20 protein-coding genes and 1 pseudogene are annotated in these 23681 nt (G+C 69.9%); 13 read left to right on the top strand and 8 right to left on the bottom strand.

Translation table 11 applies throughout. The features are described from left to right. Positions 1-76 precede the first annotated feature (76 nt). Positions 77-1003, top strand: a complete 927-nt coding sequence (locus EZJ19_RS14245) for a fatty acid desaturase family protein (protein ID WP_131448728.1) — start codon at positions 77-79, stop codon at positions 1001-1003. A gap of 68 nt (positions 1004-1071) precedes the next feature. Continuing rightward, positions 1072-2058 carry a PDC sensor domain-containing protein gene (locus EZJ19_RS14240; RefSeq protein WP_131448726.1) on the top strand — a complete coding sequence of 329 codons (987 nt, stop codon included), beginning with the start codon at positions 1072-1074 and terminating at the stop codon, positions 2056-2058. Here EZJ19_RS14240 and hemW read toward each other — a convergent pair. The 5 genes from hemW to EZJ19_RS14215 are packed head-to-tail and all read right to left on the bottom strand — an operon-like array spanning position 2044 to position 6415. Beyond that, entirely contained in the window at positions 2044-3234 is a 1191-nt protein-coding gene (hemW, locus tag EZJ19_RS14235; RefSeq protein ID WP_131448724.1) for a radical SAM family heme chaperone HemW, read from the bottom strand. The genes EZJ19_RS14240 and hemW overlap by 15 nt on opposite strands. Positions 3235-3247: 13 nt before the next feature. Further along, positions 3248-3838, bottom strand: a complete 591-nt coding sequence (gene rdgB, locus EZJ19_RS14230) for an RdgB/HAM1 family non-canonical purine NTP pyrophosphatase (protein ID WP_131448722.1) — start codon at positions 3836-3838, stop codon at positions 3248-3250. Beyond that, a complete protein-coding gene (gene rph, locus EZJ19_RS14225) occupies positions 3835-4563 on the bottom strand; it encodes a ribonuclease PH (protein WP_131448720.1) in 729 nt (242 codons plus the stop codon). Before rph ends, rdgB begins: the two co-directional genes overlap by 4 nt. Beyond that, on the bottom strand, positions 4560-5474 hold the full coding sequence (locus EZJ19_RS14220) for a PP2C family protein-serine/threonine phosphatase (RefSeq protein WP_131448718.1): 915 nt from the start codon (positions 5472-5474) through the stop codon (positions 4560-4562). Before EZJ19_RS14220 ends, rph begins: the two co-directional genes overlap by 4 nt. Further along, positions 5471-6415 carry a serine/threonine protein kinase gene (locus EZJ19_RS14215; protein WP_131448716.1) on the bottom strand — a complete coding sequence of 315 codons (945 nt, stop codon included), beginning with the start codon at positions 6413-6415 and terminating at the stop codon, positions 5471-5473. Before EZJ19_RS14215 ends, EZJ19_RS14220 begins: the two co-directional genes overlap by 4 nt. A gap of 56 nt (positions 6416-6471) precedes the next feature. Between EZJ19_RS14215 and EZJ19_RS14210 the strand changes: the two genes are divergently transcribed. Further along, complete coding sequence (locus EZJ19_RS14210; protein WP_131448714.1) at positions 6472-7344, top strand: YicC/YloC family endoribonuclease; 873 nt, start codon at positions 6472-6474, stop codon at positions 7342-7344. A gap of 16 nt (positions 7345-7360) precedes the next feature. Beyond that, the gene (gmk, locus tag EZJ19_RS14205; RefSeq protein WP_131448712.1) at positions 7361-7975 is read left to right on the top strand and encodes a guanylate kinase; all 615 of its coding nucleotides are present in this window, start codon (positions 7361-7363) and stop codon (positions 7973-7975) included. Between the two features lie 12 nt (positions 7976-7987). On the opposite strand, the gene EZJ19_RS14200 is transcribed toward gmk, so the two are convergent. Further along, positions 7988-9625 carry a methyl-accepting chemotaxis protein gene (locus tag EZJ19_RS14200; RefSeq protein ID WP_131448710.1) on the bottom strand — a complete coding sequence of 546 codons (1638 nt, stop codon included), beginning with the start codon at positions 9623-9625 and terminating at the stop codon, positions 7988-7990. A gap of 171 nt (positions 9626-9796) precedes the next feature. Between EZJ19_RS14200 and rpoZ the strand changes: the two genes are divergently transcribed. The 9 genes and pseudogenes from rpoZ to EZJ19_RS16825 all read left to right on the top strand — a co-directional run bounded on the left by rpoZ (position 9797) and on the right by EZJ19_RS16825 (position 19395). Then, positions 9797-10003 (top strand): DNA-directed RNA polymerase subunit omega, encoded by a 207-nt coding sequence (gene rpoZ, locus EZJ19_RS14195; RefSeq protein WP_131448708.1) that lies wholly within the window; start codon positions 9797-9799, stop codon positions 10001-10003. A gap of 23 nt (positions 10004-10026) precedes the next feature. Next, on the top strand, positions 10027-12246 hold the full coding sequence (locus EZJ19_RS14190; protein WP_131448706.1) for a RelA/SpoT family protein: 2220 nt from the start codon (positions 10027-10029) through the stop codon (positions 12244-12246). Further along, entirely contained in the window at positions 12243-12623 is a 381-nt protein-coding gene (locus tag EZJ19_RS14185; protein ID WP_131448704.1) for a RidA family protein, read from the top strand. Before EZJ19_RS14190 ends, EZJ19_RS14185 begins: the two co-directional genes overlap by 4 nt. A 7-nt stretch (positions 12624-12630) precedes the next feature. Beyond that, complete coding sequence (locus EZJ19_RS14180; RefSeq protein WP_131448702.1) at positions 12631-14703, top strand: EAL domain-containing protein; 2073 nt, start codon at positions 12631-12633, stop codon at positions 14701-14703. Positions 14704-14713: 10 nt separating this feature from the next. Then, entirely contained in the window at positions 14714-16744 is a 2031-nt protein-coding gene (gene recG / locus EZJ19_RS14175) for an ATP-dependent DNA helicase RecG (protein ID WP_131448700.1), read from the top strand. A gap of 115 nt (positions 16745-16859) precedes the next feature. Next, complete coding sequence (locus EZJ19_RS14170) at positions 16860-17201, top strand: STAS domain-containing protein (RefSeq protein WP_131448698.1); 342 nt, start codon at positions 16860-16862, stop codon at positions 17199-17201. A 14-nt stretch (positions 17202-17215) separates the two neighbouring features. Further along, the gene (locus EZJ19_RS14165) at positions 17216-17665 is read left to right on the top strand and encodes an ATP-binding protein (protein WP_165873588.1); all 450 of its coding nucleotides are present in this window, start codon (positions 17216-17218) and stop codon (positions 17663-17665) included. Between the two features lie 13 nt (positions 17666-17678). Next, positions 17679-18833: pseudogene (locus tag EZJ19_RS16830) on the top strand (PP2C family protein-serine/threonine phosphatase); the annotation flags it as partial. 64 nt (positions 18834-18897) lie between these two features. After that, positions 18898-19395, top strand: a complete 498-nt coding sequence (locus tag EZJ19_RS16825) for a FecR family protein (protein ID WP_420813138.1) — start codon at positions 18898-18900, stop codon at positions 19393-19395. Positions 19396-19446: 51 nt separating this feature from the next. On the opposite strand, the gene glsA is transcribed toward EZJ19_RS16825, so the two are convergent. Together glsA and EZJ19_RS14150 are read right to left on the bottom strand one after the other, a co-directional pair. Beyond that, the gene (gene glsA, locus EZJ19_RS14155; RefSeq protein ID WP_131448692.1) at positions 19447-21270 is read right to left on the bottom strand and encodes a glutaminase A; all 1824 of its coding nucleotides are present in this window, start codon (positions 21268-21270) and stop codon (positions 19447-19449) included. A 75-nt stretch (positions 21271-21345) separates the two neighbouring features. Continuing rightward, positions 21346-23478 (bottom strand): CHASE2 domain-containing protein, encoded by a 2133-nt coding sequence (locus tag EZJ19_RS14150; RefSeq protein WP_131448690.1) that lies wholly within the window; start codon positions 23476-23478, stop codon positions 21346-21348. Between the last annotated feature and the right edge of the window lie 203 nt (positions 23479-23681).

Below are 23681 nucleotides of genomic sequence, written 5' to 3'. Positions count from 1 at the left end.
CGGCTGTCACATTCCCAGGGTGGAAAGGCCGGGGTGGAGAAGGTATGTATGGGGCATTGATCCGGACGCGATTGCCATGTATGAGCCTAATCCAAGCGACGCGCAGGGCCGGTTCGTCAACCGGGTTCTGGGCATCCTGTTCCTCGCCGCCGCGCTGTTCCAGCTCGTCGTCCTGCCGGCCTGGCTGCTGCCTGCCTCACCGGCCTGGGGCTGGCTGCTCCTGGTGCCGGTGTTGCTGAGCAACGCCTGGTGGGCCTACCTGCACGAAGCCGTGCACGGCGGTCTGTCGCCATCGCGTGCAGGCAACCGCCGGCTCGGCCGCCTGCACGCCGTGCTGTACGGGGCGCCCTTCGACCTCCTGCGCGCCGGCCATCTGCTCCACCACGCCCTCAGCCGCACCGTGCGTGAACGCTCCGAGGTCTACCGCGCCGGGCACGACAACCGGGCCCTGTTCGCCGTCGCCTACTACCTGCGCATCCTCGGCGGCCTGTATCTGATCGAAGTGCTCGGTGGCCTCCTCTTCCTGTTGCCGCACCGGGCCATCGCCACCCTGGCGGGGCGCCTGGAGCGACCCGACAACGTGGTCCCCGAACTGGTGCGGCGCGTATCGGCGCCGGCCATCCTGCGCGCCGTGCGCCTGGATGCCGGCGCGGTTCTGGCCATGTACGGCCTCGCCTTCGCGCTCTATGGCCGGCAGGCCTGGCTGCTGCTCCTGGCCCTGGCCGGGCGCGCCCTGCTCGTCAGCCTGGTCGACAACGCCTTCCACTACGGCACCGCCCTCAACCGGGTACGCGCCGCCCGCAACCTGGCCCTGCCCGGCTGGGCCTCGGCCCTGATCCTGCACTTCAACCTGCACGGTGCCCATCACCTGCGCCCGGGCCTGCCCTGGTGGCGCCTGCCCGACTACCACCGGTCCGCCGGCAGCGGCTACCAGGCCGCCTGGTGGCCGGCCCTGTTCGCACAATTGCGCGGCCCGATCCCGGAACACCGCCTGCGTCCTTGACCCGGGTCGTGGACACGGCGGCCGGGCCGGCCGACTATACTGACCGGACCCGGTTTGCGAAGGACACCATGGAACCACCACACGGTACGCTGCAGGAGGCCGTCATCGAGCAGCGCGAGGCCCTCATGACCATGCTGCGCGAGCCGCTCACGCGCATCGCCACTGCCTGCAGCCTGGTCTGGCACGACCGCGCCGCGCTGGAGGCGGCCCTGGTCGAGGCGTTCGCCATCGTGCCGGCCATGAAATTCCTCTACGCCATGGACACCGACGCGATCCAGATCACCCGCAACGTCGGCCGCGCAGGTCTCATCGACATCGACCTGGGGCGCGACCGTTCGCAGCGCCCCTACATGTGCGAACGCGTCCCCGCCGACGGTTTCCTGCTCTCCCAGGCCTATATCTCGCTGCGCGGCAAGCGGCCCTCGCTGACCGCCGTGCAACTGGTGCGCGGCACCGATTGGCGGGTGCTCGGCTTCATCGGCGCCGACTTCGACCTGCGCGACCTGCCGGTCACCGGCGGCGTCTACCAGGAGCCGACCAGTTGGCGCCAGATCAGGGGCGACCCGGCGATCCGCAGCACGGTGTTCCACCAGACCCGGGCCGACAGCGTCATGGACCTCAACATCGAGACCGTGCTCTCGGTGGTCGAGGAACTGATGACCGAGCACGGCGTCCACCACGTCATCCTGCACTTCTCGAGCAGCCGGGCGGTGATCTGGCTGACCGCCGACCCGCTGCGCTACCGCCTGCTCGACATCGCCGCCCTCACCGATCCCGACATGTGCCTGCCCTTCCCGCGCCGGCCGTATCCGCGCGACGCCCTGGTGCGCCGGGAGCAGATTCGCCCGGTCCTCGACAACCTGCGCAACCTGCGCCTGATGGACGACACCTTCTACCTGCGCAGCGGCACGCTGAACCTGTTCAACGGCGTGGTCGGCCTGACCTTCTCGTGCGACGGCTCGCACTACATTCCGGTCGCCGAGTTCCTCGACAAGGGCCAGGACTTCTGGGTCGGCAGTGCCGGGGAGACGGAACCCGGGTCAGGCCAGGAATAGCTGCAGCAGGTCGTTCAGGAAGCGGCGCCCGAGCGGGCTGGGCCGGATGGTCGGGCCGTCGCGCTCGACCAGGCCGCGGCGGTCGGCCTCGGCGAGGCCGGCCGCGAGCGTGCCCGGCGCCAGGCCGGTGCGTTCGCCGAACAGGCCCTCCTGGAAGCCGCCGTTCAGGCGCAGGGCGTTCATCATGAACTCGAACCGGAGGTCGTCGGCGTCGAGCACGCGTTCCTCCGCCGGCAGGCCGCCGCCGGCCCAGGCCAGGTAGTCCTTGGGATGGCGCGGCCGGGCCCGGCGCACCACCCGGTCGGGGAAGCTCAGCTTGGAATGGGCGCCGGCGCCGATGCCCAGGTAGTCGCCGAACAACCAGTAGTTCAGGTTGTGCCGGCAGGCCTGCCCGGCCCGGGCGTAGGCCGAGGTCTCGTAATGCCCGTAGCCGGCCTCGGCCAGGGTCGCCTCGACCTGCTCCTGCATGGCCGCCGCGGTGTCGTCGTCGGGCAGCGCGGGCGGCGCCGCCGCGAAGGCGGTATTGGGCTCCAAGGTGAGGTGGTAGCAGGACAGGTGCTGGGGGCCGTGCGCCAGCGCGGCGGCCAGGTCGCGCGCCAGGGCGGCGCCATCCTGGCCCGGCAGGGCGTACATCAGGTCCAGGTTGACCTGGTCGAACAGTGCCAGGGCGGCCTCGGCCGCGGCGTGCGCCTCGCGCCCGGCGTGGATGCGGCCGAGCGCCTCCAGGTAACGGTCGTCGAAGCTCTGGATGCCGAGCGACAGGCGCGTGACACCGGCCTCCCGGAAGGCCCGGAAACGCCCCAGTTCGAAGGTGCCCGGATTGGCCTCCAGGGTGATCTCGGCATAGGGTCGTAGCGGCAGCAGGGTGCGCACGCCGGCGAGCAGGCGATCGACCACCTCCGGGCTCAGCAGGCTGGGGGTGCCGCCGCCGACGAACACGGTCTCGACCGGGCGGCCCCAGATTTCCGGCAGGGCGCGTTCGAGATCCACCAGCAGGGCGTCGACGTAGGCGGCCTCCGGCAGTTCGCCGCGCAGGGCGTGGGAATTGAAGTCGCAGTACGGACACTTGCGCACGCACCAGGGGACGTGCACGTAGAGCGCCAGGGGCGGCGGCCGGGACGGCGCCGGCTGGGCCGGGCGCGCGCCCGGCAACGCCACCCGGACGGCCGCCGTCATCGCGACGGCCGCGTCAGAGCCCGGCCTTCAGGCGCTCGGCCAGGGCGCGCAGGGCCTGGCCGCGGTGGCTGACGGCGTTCTTCTGGTCGGCGTCCAGCTCGGCGCCGGTCTTGCCGAACTGGGGCACCAGGAAATAGGGGTCGTAGCCGAAGCCGCCGGCGCCGCGCGGCGCGTCGATGATCTCGCCGTGCCAGGCCCCCTCGGCGATGACCGGCTGGGGATCGTCCGGGTAGCGCACGTAGACCATGACGCAGTAGTAGTGCGCCTTGCGGTTGGCGATGCCCCGGAGCGACTCGATCAGCTTCTCGTTGTTGCGCTGGTCCGACTTCGGTTCGCCGGCGTAGCGCGCCGAATAGACGCCGGGGGCGCCGTTGAGGGCGTCGACGCAGATGCCGGAATCGTCGGCCAGGGCGGGCAGGCCGGTATGCGCCGAGGCGTGGCGGGCCTTGGCGATGCAGTTCTCGATGAAGGTGACGTGCGGCTCCGGACATTCCGGCACACCGAAGCTGCCCTGCGGCACGGCTTCCAGTTCCAGGGGTTCGAGGATGCGGGCGATCTCGCGCAGCTTGCCGGCGTTGTTGGAGGCGATGACGATCTTCTTCATGATTGCAGGGCCTGGCGTTGTTCGTGGATGAGCTGCTCGATGCCGGCCTGGGCCAGGTCGAGCAGGTCGTCGAGTTCGGTGCGGCTGAACGGTTCGCCCTCGGCGGTGCCCTGGACCTCGATGATGCCATCGCTGCCGGTCATCACCACGTTCATGTCGGTGTCGCAGTCGGAGTCCTCGGCGTAGTCGAGGTCGAGCACGGGCACGCCCTTGTAGATGCCGACCGAGACGGCGGCGACGTGGTCGCGCATCACCGTCTCCGGTAGCCGGCCTTCCTTGATCAGCCACTCGACGGCGTCGTGCACCGCGACCCAGGCGCCGGTGATGCTGGCGGTGCGGGTGCCACCGTCGGCCTGGATGACGTCGCAGTCGATGTGGATGGTGCGTTCGCCCAGCTTGGCCAGGTCCACCGCGGCGCGCAGGCTGCGCCCGATCAGGCGCTGGATCTCCTGGGTGCGCCCGCTCTGCTTGCCCCGGGCCGCCTCGCGGTCGCCGCGGGTGTGGGTGGCGCGCGGCAGCATGCCGTATTCCGCGGTCAGCCAGCCGGCGCCGCTGCCTTTGACGTGGAAGGGCACCTTCTCGGCCACGCTGGCGGTGCAGATGACCTTGGTGTCGCCGCACTCGACCAAGACCGAGCCCTCGGCGTGCTTGGTGTAGCGGCGGGTGATGTGGATGCCGCGCAGTTGCGCCGGCGCGCGCCCGGAGGGGCGGAAGAATTCGGTCATTTCGTTTCCAGTTGGTGTTTCAGGAGGGCGGCCTGGATTTCCTCGATCGCCTTGTCGATGTCGCGGTCGCTCATGGCCGGCTGCTGGGCCGCCTTGCCCTCCAGGGCCTTGAGCTCGGTGGTGAAGCCGTCCAGCTTGAAGTCGTTCAGGGCGGCCGGATCCACCTCGGGGCGGTCCTCGCCGCAGCGCAGGGCGACCACGGACAGGTTGTCGCCGTAGTCGCCGGCGCGGAACTCGGCGTGCTCGAGGAGCTGGTTCACCGCCACCCGGACCGGGTAGACGCGCAGGGTCGTGAGCATCTCGTCAGGCTTGAACTGCGACCAGAAGCCGTCGCTGGCCATGAGCAGGACGTCGCCGTCGCCGAGGAGGACGCCGGGCGACAACTCGATGTTGGGCAGCATGAAGCCGCCGACGCTGTTGTAGAGCTTGTTGCGGTCGGGGTGGCTGGTGATCTCGTCCTCGCTGGCCAGGCCGTCGTCGATCAGGTGCTGGATGGCGGAATGGTCGCGGGTGCGCGCGCGCAGCCCGTTCGGGCCGAAGTGGTACAGGCGCGAGTCGCCGACGTGCGCCCACCAGGCCTGGCCGTCCTGGATCACGCACACCACGCAGGTGGTGCGGGGCGTGTCGGCCATGCGGTGGCTGCTGGCGTAGGTATTGATGGTGTCGTGGGCGGCGTAGACGCCGTCGAGCAGGAACTCCGTGACATCGGCCAGGCGCGGCCGGGCCAGCTTCTCGAACATGCCCAGGACCACGTCCATGAGGACCTGCGCGGCCACCTCGCCGTGGGCATGGCCGCCCATGCCGTCGGCCAGGGCCATGCAGATGGCCTCGCTGGTGTAGGCGTGGCCGACCCGGTCCTGGTTCGACTTGCGGCCGCCCTGGCGGCTTTCCTGGTACAGGCTGTATTTCATAGGGGCTGCGTCAATTTCTGCTTGATCACTTCCATCAGGCTCTGCTTGGCCGGCCGGGCATGCGCCGGCACCAGTTCGATGAGGCGCTTCTGGACCGAGAACACGCTCTGCGGCCGCTCGGTGTAGGGCAGGCGCAGCAGGTTGTCGATCAGGGCCAGGAAATCCGGCGAATAGGTTCCGGCAAAATCCTTCGCGGCCGAGCCCAGCTTGTCTTCTTCGAGACGTTCGTTGGCGGGCGGCGGCGGCCGCTTGGCGATGCAGGTGTACATGCTGGCGCCGATGCCGTAGATGTCGGTCCACGGCCCCAGGCGGTCGCGCTGGTTGTATTGTTCGGGCGCGGCGAAGCCGGGAGTATACATGGGCACGTACTTCTGGTCCGCCAGGAGGACGTGGCGGGCGGCGCCGAAATCGATCAGCAGCGGCGAGCCGTCCTGGCGCACGTAGATGTTGGACGGCTTGATGTCGAGGTGCAGCAGGCGCTGGGCGTGGATCTCGCGCAGGCCGTTGAGCAGTTGCACGAAGGACGCGCGCACGAAACCCTCGCGCATCGGCTCCTCGTGCAGGTCGTGGATGTGGCGCTGCAGGGTCTTGCCGCGTTCATAGCGCATCACCATGTACACGGTCTCGTTGGCGCGGAAGAAATTGACCACCTCGACGACGTTGGGATGCCGGATGTTGGCCAGCGTACGGCCCTCGTCGAAGAAGTACTTCATGCCCTGCCGGAAGGTCTTCTCCTTGTCCTCGGAGATCGGCCGCACGGTACCGTCGCCATCCCGCCCCACCATGCCGTCGGGCAGGTATTCCTTGATCGCCACCGGCAGGCCGGCGGGGTCGAAGGCCAGGTACACCATGCTGAAACCGCCGCCGCCGATCTTGCGGTCGATGGCGTACTCGCCCAGTTGGAATCCGGTCGGCAGGGGATCGGGGATTTGAGCGGCCATGCAAGCCCAAGTAAGATGGCAGAACGTTAGTAGATATACGGAAGAATAGCGAATTCATGGCCACATTGAACAGCATGACCGGCTTCGGCGCCGCCACGGTGAACCTCGAACACGGCTCCATCAGCCTGGAGTTACGGGCCGTCAATTCGCGCTTCCTGGACCTCTCCTTCCGCATGGGCGACGACTTCCGGGCCCTGGAGCCGGCCATCCGCGAGCGCATCGGCGCCGCGGTCAAGCGCGGCAAGATGGAATGCCGCCTGTACTTCTCCGCCAAGGACGCCGGGCCGTTGCCCGGCGCGGCCAACCCGGCGGTGCTGGAACAGCTGGCCGAACTGGCCGACCAGGTCCGCACGGTCCTGCCCGACGCCCGGCCGTTGACCGTCGCCGAGGTGCTGCGCTGGCCCGGCGTCCTGGCCGAACAGTCGTCCGATCCGGGTGCCATGCAGGCCGCCGCCCTGACCCTGCTCGACGGCGTGGTGCGCGACTTCAACGCCAGCCGCGCCCAGGAGGGCGGCAAGCTGGCCGCGGTGATCCGGCAGCGCGTCGAGGCGCTGCGCGCCCTGGTCGCCGACCTGCGTCCGCGCACGCCGGAGATCGTCGCCGCCTTCCGCGCCAAGCTGGCGCGCCGGGTCGAGGAGATCATGCAGGGGGCCGATCCCGAGCGCATCCACCAGGAGGTCGCCCTGTTCGCCCAGAAGATCGACGTCGACGAGGAACTCGACCGCCTGTCCACCCATCTCGACGAGGTCGAGCGCGTGCTCGGCCAGGGCGGCTCGGCCGGCAAACGGCTCGACTTCCTGATGCAGGAACTCAACCGCGAGGCCAACACCCTCGGCTCCAAGGCCGCCGCCATGGAGCTGAGCCAGGCCTCGGTGGAGATGAAGGTGCTCATCGAACAGATGCGCGAACAAGTGCAGAACCTGGAGTAGAGGATTCCTTCCCACCATGAGCGGCAACCTGTTCATCGTCACCGCGCCGTCCGGCGCGGGCAAGTCCAGCCTGGTCAAGGCCCTGCTGGAGGCCGACCCGGGCGTCAAGCTGTCGATCTCCTACACCACCCGGGCGCCGCGTCCCGGGGAGGTGGACGGCGTGCACTACCACTTCGCGTCCGTCGCCGCCTTCCAGGAGATGCTCGGCAACGGCGATTTCCTGGAGAGCGCCGAGGTCTACGGCAACTACTACGGCACCTCGCAGCCCTGGATCGAGGACCAGATGCGGGCCGGCCACGACATCCTGCTCGAGATCGACTGGCAGGGCGCCGCCCAGGTGCGCCGGCTGTTCCCGGAGGCCATCGGCCTGTTCATCCTGCCGCCCTCGCTGGCCGAGCTGCGCCGGCGCCTGGAAGGCCGCGGCCAGGACAGCGCGGAGGTGATCGAGCGCAGGGTGGCCGCCGCCCAGGAGGACATCTCGCACGCCTATTCCTTCGACTACCTGGTGGTCAACGACGACTTCGCCACCGCGCTGGCCGACCTGCTGACCATCGTGCGCGCCCGCCGCCTGGCCATCGGCAACCAGATGCGGGCCCTGGAGCCGCTGCTCGGCGAGCTGCTGCGGCGCTGACCGGCGCCCCGCTCAGACCTTGAAGTAGGCGACCGACTTCTGCAGTCGCCCGGCCAGTTCCTTCAGCTGGTCGGCGGCTTCGGCGTTGCTCTGGGTGGCGGCGTTGGTCTGCTCGGTCATCGAAGCGATATTCTCGACGTGGCCGGCGATGCCGTTCGCGGTCGCCGCCTGTTCCCGGCTGGCGGTCGCGACGTCGCGCGCGCGCGCCAGCGAATCGCCCGCCTGACGCTGGATCTGGTCGAGCAGCCCGGTGGCCTGTTGGGCCAGTTCCTGGCCGCGCCGCACCTTGGGCGTCGCCCCTTCCATGGCCTGCACGGCGTCGTGGGTGTCCTCCTGGATCGCCTCGATCATGCGCGATATCTCGGCGGTCGCCTGGGTGGTGCGCTCGGCCAGCTTGCGCACCTCGTCGGCCACCACCGCGAAGCCGCGCCCCTGCTCGCCGGCGCGCGCCGCCTCGATGGCGGCGTTGAGGGCGAGCAGGTTGGTCTGGTCGGCGATGTCCTTGATCACGTTGGTGATGTTGCCGATCTCCTGGGAACGGCCGACCAGCGACTGGATGCGTTCGGCCGAATCGCGCACCGATTCGGCGATGTGCTCGATCTCGGCGGCCGCCTGGCGCACCACGTCGCGGCCGTGGTCGGCCAGGGTGGCGGTCTGGCTGGAGTTGTCCTCGGTCTGGCGGGCGATCTCCGACACCTCGTTGATGCTGACGGTCAGCTGTTCGATGGAGGCCGCGGTGGCGGCGCTCGATTCCGCCTGGTTGCGGGCCGCCAGGCTGATCTCGCCGGCCGCCACCGAGAGGTCGCCGGATTCGCGCGCCAGCACTTCCGTACCTTCGCGGATCGCGCGCACGGTGGCGTTGAGCCTGTCCTGCATCGCCGCCAAGGCGCCGAGCAGGTTGCCGGGCCGGCGGCTGCTACTGGTGATCGGCTGCGTCAGGTCGCCCTCGGCGAAGCGTTCCACGCGGCCCGACGCCTCGGCCGGCTCGCCACCCAGTTCGGCCTGGACGCTGCGGTTGATGAACCAGCCGAGCAGCGCCAGGAGCAGGGCCGCGCCGGCCACGAACACCACGGTGCCGACGGCATTGTCGCGGAAGGTGGCCTCGACGTCGTCGATGTAGACCCCGGTGCCGACCCACCAACCCCAGGGGGCGAACACCTTGGCGTAGGAGGCCTTGCTGAGCGGTTCGTTGCTGCCGGGCTTCGGGAACATGTACTCCATCTCGCCCTCGCCGCGTTCCTTGAGCACGGCCAGCCAGTGCCGGATGTACGGCTTGCCGTTGGCATCGGTGGCATCGATCTGGCTGGTGCCCTCGCGTTCCGGCTTGCTGCCGTGCATGACGTTGCGGCCGTCGAGGTCGTAGATGAAGAAATAGTCGTTGTCGCCGAAGCGTATCTTGCGCAGGTTGGCCTTGGCGCGCCGTTCCGCCTCCGCGCGGTCGATCACCCCGGCCTGCATCTGTTCGTACTGTTCGCGTACCACGCCGATCCCGACGTCGACGAGGGCGCGCAGGGCGGCGTGGCGTTCCTCCATCATGTGCTGGTGCAGTTCGGCCAGGGAATACAGGCCGAGCATCAGGAGTCCGGCCAGCATGCCGACCTGCTGCAGGAACAGACGTGTCTTGAGGCTCAGGCTGCGCTTCTTGTCCATCGTTATGGCTCCTTTGCGGGCCGGCGAATGTCGGCGCCGACTATATCGGAGCCGGCCCGGAAAACTTGACCCGGCGCCGGCCTCCGCCGGACCCCGGCGCGACCGCTGCCCAAGGCGCCGGTATCACGCTAAAATCGGGACCATTCCATTACGCATCCGGAGCAACGCCACATGGCCCGCATCACCGTCGACGACTGCATCAAGTACATTCCCAACCGCTTCGAGATGACCCTGGCCGCCGCCACCCGCGCCCGCCAGATCTCGGTCGGCGCCAGCCCCAAGGTCGAGTCCGACAAGGACAAGCCGGCTGTGATCGCCCTGCGGGAAATCTCGGAAGGGCAGGTGGGCGCGGAAATCCTCCTCAAAGCCCACTCCTGAGCCGCTTTCCTGGGCCCTTGGTCATGCCGCGCTCGGTCCAGGAACCCCACCCGCGATTCGCCCGTGCGCGCAGCCGGGCGCTGGCGGCCGCCCCCGAGGGCGGCCAGACGTCGCCGGCCGACGTCGCCGACATCGCGCCGTATCTGCGTCCCGACGAGGCCGACCTGCTGCGCCGGGCCTTCCAGGTCAGCTCCCAGGCCCACAAGGGCCAGTTCCGCAAGGACGGCGAACCCTACATCACCCACCCGCTGGCGGTGACCGAGACCCTGGTCGGCTGGCGCATGGACGCCCAGACCCTGGCCGCCGCCCTGCTCCACGACGTCGTCGAGGACACCGCGGTCAGCCGGGAGGATATTCGGCACCAGTTCGGCGACGCCGTGGCCGGCCTGGTCGACGGGGTCACCAAGCTCGACCAGCTCCAGTTCGAGAGCAAGCGCCACGCCCAGGCGGAGAACTTCCGCAAGATGCTGCTGGCCATGGCGCGCGACGTGCGGGTGATTCTGATCAAGCTGGCCGACCGTTGGCACAACATGAGCACCCTGGACGCGATGAGCCCGGAAAGCCGCCAGCGCATCGCCCAGGAGACCCTCGACATCTACGCCCCGATCGCCAACCGCCTGGGCCTCAACGTGGTCTACCACGAGCTTCAGGAGCTGGCCTTCAAGCACATGCACCCGACCCGCTACCGGGTGCTCGAGAAGGCGGTCGCCGCCTCGCGCCAGGAACGCCGCGAGCTGGTCGAGAAGATCAACGACGCGATCCGCCAGAAGCTCGAGCAGAGCCGCATCAAGGCCGACGTGTACGGGCGCGAGAAGCACCTGTACGGCATCTACCGCAAGATGCAGGAGAAGCACCTGGCCTTCACCGAGGTGTTCGACATCTACGGCTTCCGGGTCATCGTCGACGACGTGCCGACCTGCTATCTGACCATGGGGGCGCTGCACGCGCTCTACAAGCCGATCCCGGGCAAGATCAAGGACTACATCGCCATCCCCAAGGCGAACGGCTACCAGTCGCTGCACACCACCCTGTTCGGTCCCTTCGGCACCCCGGTCGAGGTCCAGATCCGCACCCGCGAGATGCACCGCCTGGCCGAAGAGGGCGTCGCCTCGCACTGGATGTACAAGGCCGGCGACGTCGGCCTGACCGAGGCCCAGCGCATGACCCACCAGTGGCTGCAGAGCCTGCTCGACATCCAGGCCGACAGCCGCGACTCGGTGGAATTCCTCGAACACATCAAGGTCGACCTGTTCCCCGACGAAGTCTACGTGTTCACGCCCAAGGGCAAGATCATGGCCCTGCCGCGCGAGGCCACCGCGGTGGACTTCGCCTACAACGTGCACACCGACATCGGCAACCACTGCGTGGCGTCGCGCATCAACGGCGACTACATGCCGCTGTCGACGCCGCTCAAGAACGGCGACCGGGTCGAGATCATCACCTCCGAGTCGGCCCGGCCCAACCCGGCCTGGATCCACTTCGCGGTCACCGGCAAGGCCCGCGCGCACATCCGCAGCGCGCTGAAGCACGCCCACCGCAACGAATCCGAGATGCTCGGCCAGCAACTCCTCAACCAGGCCCTGCGCGGCCTCGGCGCCCACCCCGAGGACGTCCCCGAGGAACGCTGGGAACAACTGCTCAAGACCAGCGGGCGCAGCAAGGGCGACGTCCTCATCGACATCGGCCTGGGCAAGAAGCTGGGCGTCATGGTCGCCCGCCAGCTGCTCGCCCGCGAAGGCGAGGACGACAACCGCGCCGCCGGGCCGATCCTGATCCGCGGCTCGGAAGGCGTCGCGGTGCGTCTGGCCAAGTGCTGCCAGCCCATCCCGGGCGACCCGATCATCGGCCAGATCCGCAAGGAACAGGGCCTCTTCATCCACACCCACGACTGTCCCCAGGTGCGCCACTACCGCGACGACCCGGACAAGTGGGTGGACGTCGAATGGGAACCCGACCTCGACAAGACCTTCGACGTCAGCATCCGCATCACCGCCGCCCATGCCCGTGGCGTCCTCGCCAAGGTCGCCGCCGCCATCGCCGCCGAGGGCTCCAACATCGACGACGTGCACATGGAGGAGGAGAGCGGCAACTACACCAACCTCTACTTCACCGTGCAGGTGCAGAACCGGGTCCACCTGTCGCGCCTCATGCGCGCCCTGCGCAGCATCCAGGAGGTCAGCCGGATCACCCGCCTGAAGGGCGGCGTGCGCGGTGTCCACAACCCAGTCAGGAAGGATCAATGAACAAGCAGATCATCGCCACCCCGGCCGCGCCCCAGGCCATCGGCACCTATTCGCAGGCCGTGCGCGCCGGCGACACCGTCTACCTGTCCGGCCAGATCGGCCTCGATCCGACCACCATGCAGCTGGCCGAGGGCATCGAGGCGCAGGTGAACCAGGTGTTCCGCAACCTCGCCGCGGTCGCCGAGGCGGCCGGCGGCAGCCTCGGCGACGTGGTCAAGCTGAACGTATTCCTGACCGACCTCGGCCATTTCGCCCTGGTCAACGAGACCATGGCGCGCTATTTCAGCCAACCCTACCCGGCCCGGGCGGCCGTCGGCGTCGCCAGCCTGCCCAAGGGTGCCCTCGTGGAGGCCGACGCCGTCCTGGTGCTCGGCTGACCGGGGCATGGCCGCCCCGGCCTCTCCGTCCCTCCTGGCCGGACTGCTCGAACTCAGCCGCGACGGCATCCTGATCGCCGACGCCGGCTTCCGCCTGCTCGAACTCAACGCCGTCGCCGCCGACCTCGCCGGCCTCGATCCGGCCGGCGCGCGGGGCCTGGCCATCGAGGCCTTCGGCGCCGCCGCGGCGCTGCCCGTCCCGGCGGTCCGTCAAGCCCTGGCGGAAACCGGCCGCTGGCAGGGCAGCTCGGCGGGCGGCCAGGCGGTGCGGGCGCTGCGTATCGACGAGGGTGCCGAACGCCGCTACCTGTTCGTCCTCTCGGCCGCTCCGGCCGCGCCGGTCGAGGTCGATCCGCTCACCGAGCTGCCGACCCGGGCACCCCTGATCGAGCGCCTGGACCGGGCCGTCGCGCGCGCCCGTGCGGACAATCGCCTGGTCGCGGTGATCTGCCTCGACATCGACCGTTTCAAGGCCGTCAACGACCAGTACGGCCACCCGACCGGCGACCACCTCCTGCGCAAGGTGGCCGGCCGCCTGCGCGGCATCCTGCGCGCCGACGATACCCTGGCCCGGGTCGCCGAGCCCGGGGCGCCGGCACGCCCGGGCGACACCGTGGCCCGCGTGGGTGGCGACGAGTTCGTCATCCTGGCCAACGCGCTGCCGAACATGGACGCCGTCGAGGACATCCTGGCCCGCATCCTGGCGCTCACCGCGCAACCCTGCGAGGTCGACGGCCGTCTCCTGGGCGTCAGCACCAGCCTGGGCGTCACCGTCTATCCGCTCGATGCCGCCGACACCGAGACCCTGCTCCGGCACGCCGACCAGGCCATGTATGAAGCCAAGCAGGACGGCCGCGGCCGCTACAACCTGTTCGACGCCGCACGCGACCAGCGCGTCCAGAGCCGCCGGCACGTCGTCGGCCGCCTGCGCCAGGCCTTGCGCGACGACGAGCTGGAGCTGCACTTCCAGCCCAAGGTGAACCTGCGCCAGGGCCGCATGGTCGGCCTCGAGGCGCTGCTGCGCTGGCGCCATCCCGAACGCGGCCTGGTCATGCCGGGCGAGTTCCTGCCCCAGGTCGAACACGACGACCTGATCGTCGAGATCGGCACCTGGGTCATCCGCCGGGCCCTGGCCCAGATGGCGGCCTGGCGCGCCGCCGGCCTCGACCTCGCCGTGAGCGTCAACGTCGCGGCCCGGCAACTGCTGGCTGACGGTTTCCTGGCCGCCCTGCACGCCTGCCTGGCCGAGTTCCCGGACCTGGCGCGCGACCGCCTGGAACTCGAGATCCTGGAGTCGTCGGCACTCGAAAACACGGCCCGGGTGCGCCAGGTGATGGAGGCCTGCGGCGGCCTCGGCATCGGCTTCGCCCTGGACGACTTCGGCACCGGCTACGCCTCGCTGACCTACCTCAAGGAAATCCCGGCCGAGGTGCTCAAGATCGACCAGTCCTTCGTGCGCCACATCCTCGACGACGGCGACGACCTGGCGCTGGTCGAGGGCGTCATCGGCCTGGCCTCGGCGTTCCGCCGCCAGGTGGTCGCGGAAGGCGTCGAGAGCGCCGAGCAGGGCGTCCTGCTCATGCGCCTGGGCTGCGACGTGGTCCAGGGCTATGGCATCGCCCGGCCCATGCCGGCCGAGCGGGTGCCCGGCTGGCTGGCCGAGTTCCGGCCCGACCCGCAATGGGCGCGCTGGGCCGACGCGCGTTGGGAGATGGTCGACTTCCCGCTCCTGGTGGCCCAGTACGACCACCTGAAGTGGGTGCGCGAACTCGCCGGCCACCTGGACGGTGGCGAACTCGGACTCCGTGCCGACGAGCTCAGCGACCATCATCGCTGCCGCTTCGGCCACTGGTACTACGGCCAGGGCATGGCCCGCTACGGCGACCTGCCGGAGTTCCGTGCCCTCGAAGGCGTGCACCGCGAGGTGCATCGGCTCGGCCCGGAGATCGCCGGGCTGCAGGCCGGCGGCCGGAACGCCGAGGCGCGGCGCCGTCTGGGCGAGCTGTTCCGGCTCAAGGACCGCATCCTGGAGCAGTTGGCGCTGCTGCAGGCCGTGGTCGCGCGCCGGCTGCCCGGCTAGGGACGGACGCGTGGCCAGGCCCTCCGCCACCCCGCCGGTACACGCCAAGCTGGGCTACAAGGCGGCCGACGACCTCCTGCTGCACCTGCCCATCCACTACGAGGACGAGACCCGCCTGAGCCGGATCGCCGACCTGGCGCCCGGGCGCAGCGCCCTGCTGGAAGGGGTGGTCGAGCGTGCCGAGGTGCTCTACCGGCCACGCCGGCAACTGCTGGTGAGCCTGCGCGAGGCCGGGACCGAGGCGCCCTTCCACTTCCGCATGCTCAACTTCTATCCCAACCAGCTGGCCCAGCTGCGTCCGGGCGTCCGGCTGCGCCTGTACGGCGACCTCCGGCCCGGCTTCTTCGGCGCCGAGATGATCCACCCGCGCTGGCGCATGGTCGCCGAACACGCCCCCCTGGCCGGCGCCCTGACGCCGGTCTATCCGACCGTCGCCGGCCTGGCCCAGGCGCGCATCCGCAAGGCCGTCGAGGCGGTCCTGGCCACCGCCGACCTGGACGAGACCCTGCCCGACCCCCTGCGCGCCCGGCTCGGCCTGCCGGGGTTCGCCGACGCGCTCCGGCGCCTGCACGCGCCCGGACCGGAAGACGACGTCGCCGGCCTGGAACGGCGCAGCCACCCGGCCTGGCGGCGCATGAAGTTCGACGAGCTGCTGGCCCAGCAACTGTCCCTGCGCCTGTACGCCGGACAGCGCCGGCGCCGGCAGGCCCCGGTGCTCGCCGAGGCCGGCCTGGCCGAGCGCCTGCTCGCCAACCTGCCCTTCCCGCTCACCGGCGCCCAGAGCCGGGTGCTGGCCGAGATCCGCGCCGACCTGGCCCGGCCCTACCCCATGCACCGCCTGCTCCAGGGCGACGTCGGCAGCGGCAAGACCTGCGTCGCCGCGCTGGCCGCCCTGGTCGCGGTCGGCAGCGGCCGCCAGACCGCGGTCATGGCGCCCACCGAGATACTGGCCGAGCAGCTCTACCTGAAATTCCGGGAATGGCTGGTGCCGCTCGGCATCGAGGTGGTCTGGCTGGCGGCCGCCCTCAAGGGCAAGGCCCGGCAGGCCAGCCTGGCGGCCCTCGCCGACGGCCGCGCCGCGGTCGCGGTGGGCACCCATGCCCTGTTCCAGGACGAGGTGGCGTTCCGCGACCTGGCCCTGGCCATCGTCGACGAACAGCACCGCTTCGGCGTCGAGCAGCGCCTCGCCCTGCGCGCCAAGGGCGCCGACGCGGCCGTGGTGCCGCACCTGCTCATGATGTCGGCGACGCCGATCCCGCGCAGCCTGGCCATGAGCTACTTCGCCGACCTCGACGTCTCGGTCATCGACGCGCTGCCGCCCGGCCGCAAACCGATCGCCACCCGGGTGGTCGGCGAGGCCAAGCGCGCCGAGGTCGTCGCCCGCCTGCGCGACTACTGCGCGGCCGGCGCCCAGGCCTACTGGGTCTGCCCCCTGGTGGAGGAGTCCGAGAAGCTGGACCTCAAGGCCGCCATCGATGCCCACGCCGAGTTGGCGGCGGAACTGCCCGAGCTGCGCGTCGGCCTCGTGCACGGGCGCCTGAAGGCGGACCAGAAGGCGGCCGTGATGGCCGAGTTCAAGGCCGGCGGCCTGGACATCCTGGTCGCCACCACCGTCATCGAGGTCGGCGTCGACGTCGCCAATGCCAGCCTGATGGTGATCGAGCACGCCGAGCGCATGGGCCTGGCCCAGCTGCACCAGCTGCGCGGCCGGGTCGGCCGCGGCGGCCGCGAGTCGACCTGCCTGCTGCTCTACGCCGAGCCGCTCTCGGAAACGGCGCGCCGGCGCCTGCGCATCGTCAAGGACAGCCAGGACGGCTTCGCCATCGCCCGCGAGGACCTTGCCCTGCGCGGCCCGGGCGAGTTCCTGGGCGCCCGCCAGTCGGGCGCCCCGCTGCTCCGTTTCGCCGACCTCGAGGCCGACCTGGACCTGCTCGAGGCCGCCCGCAGCGCCGCCGAGCGGCTCCTGCACGACGACGCCGCCGCGGCGCGCCGGCACCTGGCGCGCTGGCTGCCGCACGGTTTCGACTGGCTGCACGCCTGAGCCGCCGGGTGGGCGCCGATCTGTTACAGTAATGTGAAATTTCTCGCCCTGCCGCATCGGCATGAGCCGATTGCAGTAGCATCGCGGTTAATCCCAACCATGCGGTAAAAGTACGATGGACATCGCCTTCGACGAACTTCCCGGGCAAACCAAACGCATCCTCCTGAACGGCCGTCTCGACCTCAAGGGGAGCGGCGAGGTCGACCTGCGCTTCACCAGCCTGACCACCACCGATGGCCACAACGTCGTGGTCGACATGAGCGGCGTCAACTTCATCGCCTCGATCGGCATGCGCCTGCTCCTGTCCTGTGCCAAGGCCAAGGCCAGCCGGGGCGGCAAGATGGCCCTGTACGGTCTCCAGCCGATGGTCAAGGAGGCCCTGGAGACCGCCGGCATCGACAACCTGATCCCGCTCTACGCCGACGAGGCGTCCGCGCTGGCCAATCTCGGCCAGTGAGGCGGAGCCCCGCCGTGCCGGCCGACCAGGACCCGAGCGAACGTCTGGTCCTGGCCAACGACCATGCCGGGCTGGCCGACCTCGGCAGTTGGCTGGAGGCCTTTGCCGAGCGCTGGGCGTTGCCGCCCGCCGCGGCCTTCCGGCTCGACCTGGTGCTCACGGAAGCGGTCACCAACGTCATGGATCACGCCCGCGCGCCCGGCCGGCCGGGCCACATCGAGCTGACCTGCAGGCTCGACGACGGCGAGATCCGCGTCACCCTGGCCGACGACGGGCCGGCCTTCGACCCCACCGCGCATGTCCCGGCCGCCGTACCCGGCAGCCTGGCCGAGGCCGAGCCGGGCGGCCTCGGCATCCGCCTGATGCGCCAGTACAGCAGCCGCTTCGAATACCGCCGCGAGGCCGACCGCAACGTCCTCCACCTGGCCCTGCCGGTCGATTCGGCCGCGCCCGGGCGGCCCTGACGGCCAGGACGTCGTGGACTGCCACCGCATCCCCCTGTTCCAGGGCGTCAGCGAACGCCGGGTCGAGCGCGTCCTGGCGGCCGGCCGGCACATCCGCCTGGCCGACGGCGAGCGCCTGATCGAAGCCGGGCGGGCCAACCACTACCTCTACATCCTGCTCAGCGGCCGCATGGCCGCCTTCCTGCCCGGCGACCGTTCGCGCCAGGGCATGGCCATCGAACCGGGCGAGGCCATCGGCGAGATGTCCATCCTGGACGGCCACGAAACCTCGGCCCACGTCTACTCGATCGGCCCCAGCGAGGTGCTGGCCGTGCACGAGGACGATTTCTGGCGCCATCTGGCCGGCCTGCCGGCAGTGATGCGCAACCTCACCCGCCTGGTGGCGCAACGCCTGCGCGCCAACAGCGAACGCATGGTGCGCGCCATCGAGGAACACCTGACCTACGAGAACCTGAAGAAGGAACTGGCCGCCGCCCACGACATCCAGATGGGCCTGCTGCCGCACCATCGGCCCTTGTTCCCGCGCCATCCGCAGGTCGACGTGCACGCCCACCTGGTCCCGGCCAAGGAGGTGGGCGGCGATCTCTACGACGCCTTCCCGGTCGACGACGACCATCTGCTGATCGCGGTCGGCGACGTCTCCGGCAAGGGCATGCCGGCGGCCCTGTTCATGATGCGCACGGTCACCCTGCTGCGCGCCCAGTCGGGCCGCGGGGTGCCCGACGCCGGGTTCCTGGCCGCGCTCAACCGCCAGCTGTGCGAAGGCAACGAAGCCGACATGTTCGTCACCCTGTACGTCGGCATCCTGGCCACCCGGACCGGGCGTCTGCAGCTGTTCAACGGCGGCCACCCGCCGCCCCTGCTGTCGCGCGCCGGCGGCCCGTTCGAGGCCGCGGCCGGGGCCAAGGGCGCCTTGCTGGGCATGCTGCCCGAGGTACGCTACCAGGGCGCCGAACTGCAGCTGCAGCCGGGCGACCGCCTGGTCCTCTACAGCGACGGCGTCACCGAAGCCGAGAATCCCGACCACGAACTGTTCGGCCAGGCGCGCATGCAGGCCGCCCTGGACGCCTGCCCGGCCGGCGCCGCGCCGGCCGACCTGGTCGCCGCGCTGACCGCCGCGGTGACCGACTTCGCCGGCGCCGCCGACCAGTCCGACGACATCACGGTCATGGTCCTGCACTATCTCGGCGCCGACGCCCCCCCGGAACGCGGTGATTGCCGGCGCGGGAAATATGGTATTTTTACCGACACACATAACTCACGCCCGACCGTCCCAGGAGGAAACCCCGATGCGCCATGCCCTCGCCCTTGCCGCCCTGCTGTTGTTCTCCGTCCCCGCCCTGGCCGACGATGCCGTCGTCGGTTACGTCAAAACGGTCAAGGGGGATGCCTACGTGGTCACCGGCGGCAAACCGGTCAAGGCCGCCGTCGGCACGCCGGTCCAGTCCGGCAGCGTCCTGAAGACGGGTTCCGGCGCCTCCCTGGGCGTCACCTTCAAGGACAACACGGTGATGTCGTTCGGCCCCGACACGGAGCTGACGGTCGACGACTACGTCTACGCCCCCAACCAGGGCAACCTGAAGCTGGGCGCCAGCCTGGCCAAGGGCACCCTGGCCTATCTGTCCGGAGCCATCGCCAAGATCAAGCCGGACGCCGTGGCGGTGAAGACCCCGACCGGCACCATCGGCGTGCGCGGCACCCACTTCGTCGTCAAGGTCGAGACCGACTGATCCAGGCGCCGGCCGGGCCGGGCCGGTCAACGCCGGCCCGGTCGTTCCCGCTCACGCCAGGGCGCTGATCCACTGGGTCGCGCGGCGCAGCTTGCTGGCCATGTCGCGGGCCAGGTTCTCCAACAGCGCGATCTTCAGCTGCGGCGCCTCCGCCGCCACCCGGTCGAGGTTCTCCGTATCGAGTATCCAGCACTTCACCTCGGTGTCCGCGAGCACCGAGGCGCTGCGCGTGGTCTGGCCCAGGAGCACCATCTCGCCGAAGTTCATGCCCGGGCCGAGCGAGGCGATGCGCTGGTGGCCGCCGTTCTGGAGCGGCACCAGGATGCTGACCTGGCCGGATTCGATGAAGAAGATGCGGCCGTCGCCGGCCTGGCCGGTCACCAGGATGGCATCGCCCGCGGCGAACGACGCCGTGCCCGTCACCGCCTCCACCTGCGCCATCAGCTCCGCCGGCACCCCCGCGAAGAGCGGCGACTCGGCCAGGGAGCCGAGCCGGTCGGCGTAATGGGCGGCGCCGCCGTAGAGCCGGTTCTCGCACCATTCCACGGCCAGGTCGTTGTCCTCGAAGCTGAGGTAGCCGTGGTCGTCCGGCCCGGCCGACTTGCGCAACGGCTCGATGATGGCCGGCCGCTCGTGGATGCGCGAGAACACCACCGCGATGTCGTCGCGGGCGAATTGCCGCCGGGCCTGGTTGAGCAGACGCGCGGCGCTCTCCGATATCCCGGCCACCTGGTGCATGTCGAGGATGAAGCTGTGCGTGTCCGGCGCCATCTCCCGCATGCGCCGGATGACGTATTCGATGCCGTCCACGGCCAGGAAGCCGTGCAGGCTGAGGTACTTGATGCGGTGCGCCTGGGCGTTCAGGCAGGCGCGCATCTCGGCGCCCGGCTGGCGCCGCGAGGGGGCATCGGCGCCGGTGTAGACGCGCCCGAGCGCCATGGCCGGGTGGCCGGCATGGCTGAACACGTGCATGTGGAAGTCGCGCGACAACTGCTTGCAGACCTCGATGCCGCGCACGCTGTTGCCCTTCTCGTCCAGGCGCGGCGAGAAGATGCCGATGCCGAAACGCCCCGGCAGCACGGCGATGATGCCGCCGCCGACGCCGCTCTTGGCCGGCATGCCGACCTCGTACAGCCAGCTGCCCGCGTAGTCGTACATGCCGCAGGTGGCCATGACGCTGAGTACCCGCTCGACGTGCTCGGCCGGCAGCGCGCGCTTGCCGGTGAGCGGATGGACGCCGCCGTTGGCCAGGGTGGCCGCCATGTAGGCGAGGTCGCGGCAATCCACCAGCACCGAGCACTGCCGGAAATAGTTCTCCAGGGAAGCCATCGGCTCGCCGTCGATGATGCCGAAGTTCTTCAGCATCCAGGCGATGGCCCGGTTGCGGAAGCCGGTCTCGCTCTCCGAGCGGTACACCGACTCGTCGACGCTCAGGTCGCGCCCCACGAAGGTGGACATCGAGCTCTCGATGCGCTGCCATTGTGCCTCCGGCGTGTCGCCCGCGACCAGGCTGGCGGTGGCGATTGCACCAGCGTTGATCATCGGGTTCAGCGGCGCACCAGTTTGGGGATTCAGGCTGATCGAATTGAAGGCATCGCCGCTCGGCTCCACGCCCACCTTGCTCAGCACGAAGTCGCGGCCGCGGTCGGCCAGCGCGGTGGCGTAGACGAACGGCTTGGAGATCGACTGGATGGTGAACTGACGCGAGAAATCCCCCACCGAGTAGGCCACGCCGTCGAGGGTGACCAGGCAGATGCCGAACCAGGCCGGGTCCGCCTTGGTCAGCTCCGGGATGTAGCTGGCGAGGGCACCGTCGTCGAGGCCGGCGATCCGGCCGTGGAGGTTTTCGAGGTACGTCTGGATCGGCGACTGCATATGGCCTCCTAGCCGGAAGAATGACAGTAAAACTACGCAATAAGCGCGCCAGCCGAAACGCGCTGGCGGAGCCGGTTATTTCTCCGTGAAGGTGATGACGTCGCCGGTCTGGCCCTTGTGCAGACGGCCCAGGTGGAAACGCACCAGCGGGTCGTCCGGACGCGCCTCGGCCAGGGCCTCGAAGGTGGCCAGGGCGGCGGGGTCGCCGGCCGCCATCCGGCGATAGGCGGCCTCGTATTCGGGATCCGGCGGCGCCGACTCGCCGGCGTCGGGGATGAGGGGCTGGTAGACCATCAGGGGCAGGCTCTTGCCCTTCAGCACCAGCTTGCCGACCGGCCGCGCCACCGTGCCGACACAGCCGGACAGGGTCGCCTCGGACACGCACACCAGGGTGCCCAGCTGCTTGTTCACGCTCTCCAGGCGGGAGGCCGTGTTGACCGGGTCGCCGAGGGCCCGGTAGTCGAATATGGTCGAGCCGCCGAAGTTGCCGACCGTCACCTCGCCGGTATGGATGCCGATCCGGGTGGCCCCGAACGGGACCCCGCGCGCGTTCGCGGCGGCCGCGTGGCGCTGGGCGAAGCGGTGCATGGCGACCGCGCAGGTCATCGCCCGCTGGCGGTGGTCCGGCTGCTCGACGGGCGCCGAGAACATGATCGCCACGGCGTCGCCGACGATGCGGTCGAGGGTGCCGTCATGCTCGAAGGCGATGTGGATCATGCTGTCCAGGTAGTCGTTCAGCAGGGCCACCGCCTCGGCCGGGTCGAGTTTCTCCATCAGGTTGGTGAAGCCGGCCAGGTCGGTGAAGATGAAGCTGCATTCGCGCCGCACGCCACCCAGTTCGAGGTGGTTCGGGTTGTCGACCAGATAGCTCACCAGGTTGGGCGAGACGTAGCGCGAGAAGGCGCGCTTGACCCAGCGCTGGCGCCGTTCGGCGGTGGCGTGGTGGTGGATGCTGGCCAGGATGAAGATGACGAGCAGGACCAGCGCCGGGGTCACCGGATCGAGCAGCAGGCCGTGCTCGGCATAGGCGTACCAGCTGGCGGCCCCGGTGACGGTGATGGTGACCATTGCCGCCGCCGCCGACAGGATGGCCCCCGCCGACAGGCCGATGAATCCGACCAGCAGGCCGCCGAACAGGATGCCCAGCATCTCCAGGCCGGGCGCCCAGTTGGGTCGCGACAGGTGGCTGCCGAGTAGGATCTCCTCGATCGCCTGGGCATGGCTTTCCACCCCCGGAATCAGACCGCCGAGCGGGCTGAAGCGCAGGTCCATCAACCCCTGCGCGGAGGTGCCGACGAGCAGCACGTGGCCCTCCAGCTGGGCCGCCGGCACCTGCCCCGCGAAGACCTTCCAGGCCGGGATGTAACGGCCGGCGACCGGACGCGTGTAATGCACCCAGACCTGGCCGGAGGCATTGGTCGGGACCTCGAAGGCACCGATGCGTACGGACTGGATGCCGGTGCCCGCCTCGGCATCGGTCTTGACCATCAGGTTGCGCGCCCCCTGACCGACGCGCAACGCCTCGGCGACCAGCGAGGGAATCGGCTTGCCGCCCAGGTCGAAGAGCAGCGGAACCCGCCGCACGACGCCGTCCGAATCCGGGATGAAGGTGATCGCGCCATTGCCCGCTGCGGCGTCCTGGAGTTCCGGCAGCGCCGCCACCGTGCCCTGGAACGCCGGCAGGTAGGGCAGTGGCGATCCGCCCACCTCGACCACCCGGAACGGGGTCGCGAAGTGGGCCGGCGGTGTCCCCTTGCGCAACAGGGCGTGGCCGAGCACGACGCCGCCGGCCGACAGCGTGCGGGCCAGCACGGCGTCGTGGTCGGGCAGCGCCGCCAGGCGGCGGCTCAGGTCCGCATCCGGACGCCAGACCTTCTCGATGGCGGACGGGGAGGTCCGGTCCGGCTCGGCGAACATGACGTCGAAGGCGATGGACGCGGCACCGGCGGCGCGCAGGCGGTCGATCAGCTCGGCGATGCGGGTGCGCGGCCAGGGCCATTGTCCGAGCCGGGCCAGGCTCTCGTCGTCGATGTCGATGACGCGAACCGGGACCGGCTCGTACTGGCGGGGTTTCCAGCGCTGGTACTGGTCGAAGACGTTGTTGCGCAGGCCCTGCAGGGGCAGCGGATCGATCAGGTAGAGCGCGATGCCGGCCAGGACGGCCGCAATCGGGATCAGCCAACCCGGGTTCGGTTTGGGCAGGGTCATGGAGGACTCGTCAGGGGCTCGGCGCCGCGTCAGGTTGGGACACACCCCCTGGCGATCTTGAGATATCGACACGGGACCGTTTTATGTATTATTACTCGAAAAAACATGCCATTTCATTCAACTATTCGGATGGCGAACAAGGAGCCCTGGGCAAGCAGGCGCGGCGGGCACACGATGTGCCGGTCGGTCGCCGTCAATTACTG

Source organism: Parasulfuritortus cantonensis (genome assembly GCF_004337445.1).
Lineage (GTDB): Bacteria > Pseudomonadota > Gammaproteobacteria > Burkholderiales > Thiobacillaceae > Parasulfuritortus > Parasulfuritortus cantonensis.
This window is presented reverse-complemented; position numbering and strand designations above follow the sequence as displayed.

Bases quoted from the DNA above. Each gene is read 5' to 3' on its own strand.
- rdgB (WP_131448722.1), bottom strand. From the start codon at position 3,838: ATGAAGAAGATCGTCATCGCCTCCAACAACGCCGGCAAGCTGCGCGAG.
- EZJ19_RS14245 (WP_131448728.1), top strand. From the start codon at position 77: ATGTATGAGCCTAATCCAAGCGACGCGCAGGGCCGGTTCGTCAACCGG.
- EZJ19_RS14200 (WP_131448710.1), bottom strand. From the start codon at position 9,625: ATGGACAAGAAGCGCAGCCTGAGCCTCAAGACACGTCTGTTCCTGCAG.
- EZJ19_RS14150 (WP_131448690.1), bottom strand. From the start codon at position 23,478: ATGACCCTGCCCAAACCGAACCCGGGTTGGCTGATCCCGATTGCGGCC.
- hemW (WP_131448724.1), bottom strand. From the start codon at position 3,234: ATGACGGCGGCCGTCCGGGTGGCGTTGCCGGGCGCGCGCCCGGCCCAG.
- rpoZ (WP_131448708.1), top strand. From the start codon at position 9,797: ATGGCCCGCATCACCGTCGACGACTGCATCAAGTACATTCCCAACCGC.
- EZJ19_RS14220 (WP_131448718.1), bottom strand. From the start codon at position 5,474: ATGAAATACAGCCTGTACCAGGAAAGCCGCCAGGGCGGCCGCAAGTCG.
- EZJ19_RS14180 (WP_131448702.1), top strand. From the start codon at position 12,631: ATGGCCGCCCCGGCCTCTCCGTCCCTCCTGGCCGGACTGCTCGAACTC.
- EZJ19_RS14190 (WP_131448706.1), top strand. From the start codon at position 10,027: ATGCCGCGCTCGGTCCAGGAACCCCACCCGCGATTCGCCCGTGCGCGC.
- EZJ19_RS14185 (WP_131448704.1), top strand. From the start codon at position 12,243: ATGAACAAGCAGATCATCGCCACCCCGGCCGCGCCCCAGGCCATCGGC.
- EZJ19_RS14215 (WP_131448716.1), bottom strand. From the start codon at position 6,415: ATGGCCGCTCAAATCCCCGATCCCCTGCCGACCGGATTCCAACTGGGC.
- glsA (WP_131448692.1), bottom strand. From the start codon at position 21,270: ATGCAGTCGCCGATCCAGACGTACCTCGAAAACCTCCACGGCCGGATC.
- gmk (WP_131448712.1), top strand. From the start codon at position 7,361: ATGAGCGGCAACCTGTTCATCGTCACCGCGCCGTCCGGCGCGGGCAAG.
- EZJ19_RS14170 (WP_131448698.1), top strand. From the start codon at position 16,860: ATGGACATCGCCTTCGACGAACTTCCCGGGCAAACCAAACGCATCCTC.
- EZJ19_RS14240 (WP_131448726.1), top strand. From the start codon at position 1,072: ATGGAACCACCACACGGTACGCTGCAGGAGGCCGTCATCGAGCAGCGC.
- EZJ19_RS16825 (WP_420813138.1), top strand. From the start codon at position 18,898: ATGGTATTTTTACCGACACACATAACTCACGCCCGACCGTCCCAGGAG.
- rph (WP_131448720.1), bottom strand. From the start codon at position 4,563: ATGACCGAATTCTTCCGCCCCTCCGGGCGCGCGCCGGCGCAACTGCGC.
- EZJ19_RS14210 (WP_131448714.1), top strand. From the start codon at position 6,472: ATGGCCACATTGAACAGCATGACCGGCTTCGGCGCCGCCACGGTGAAC.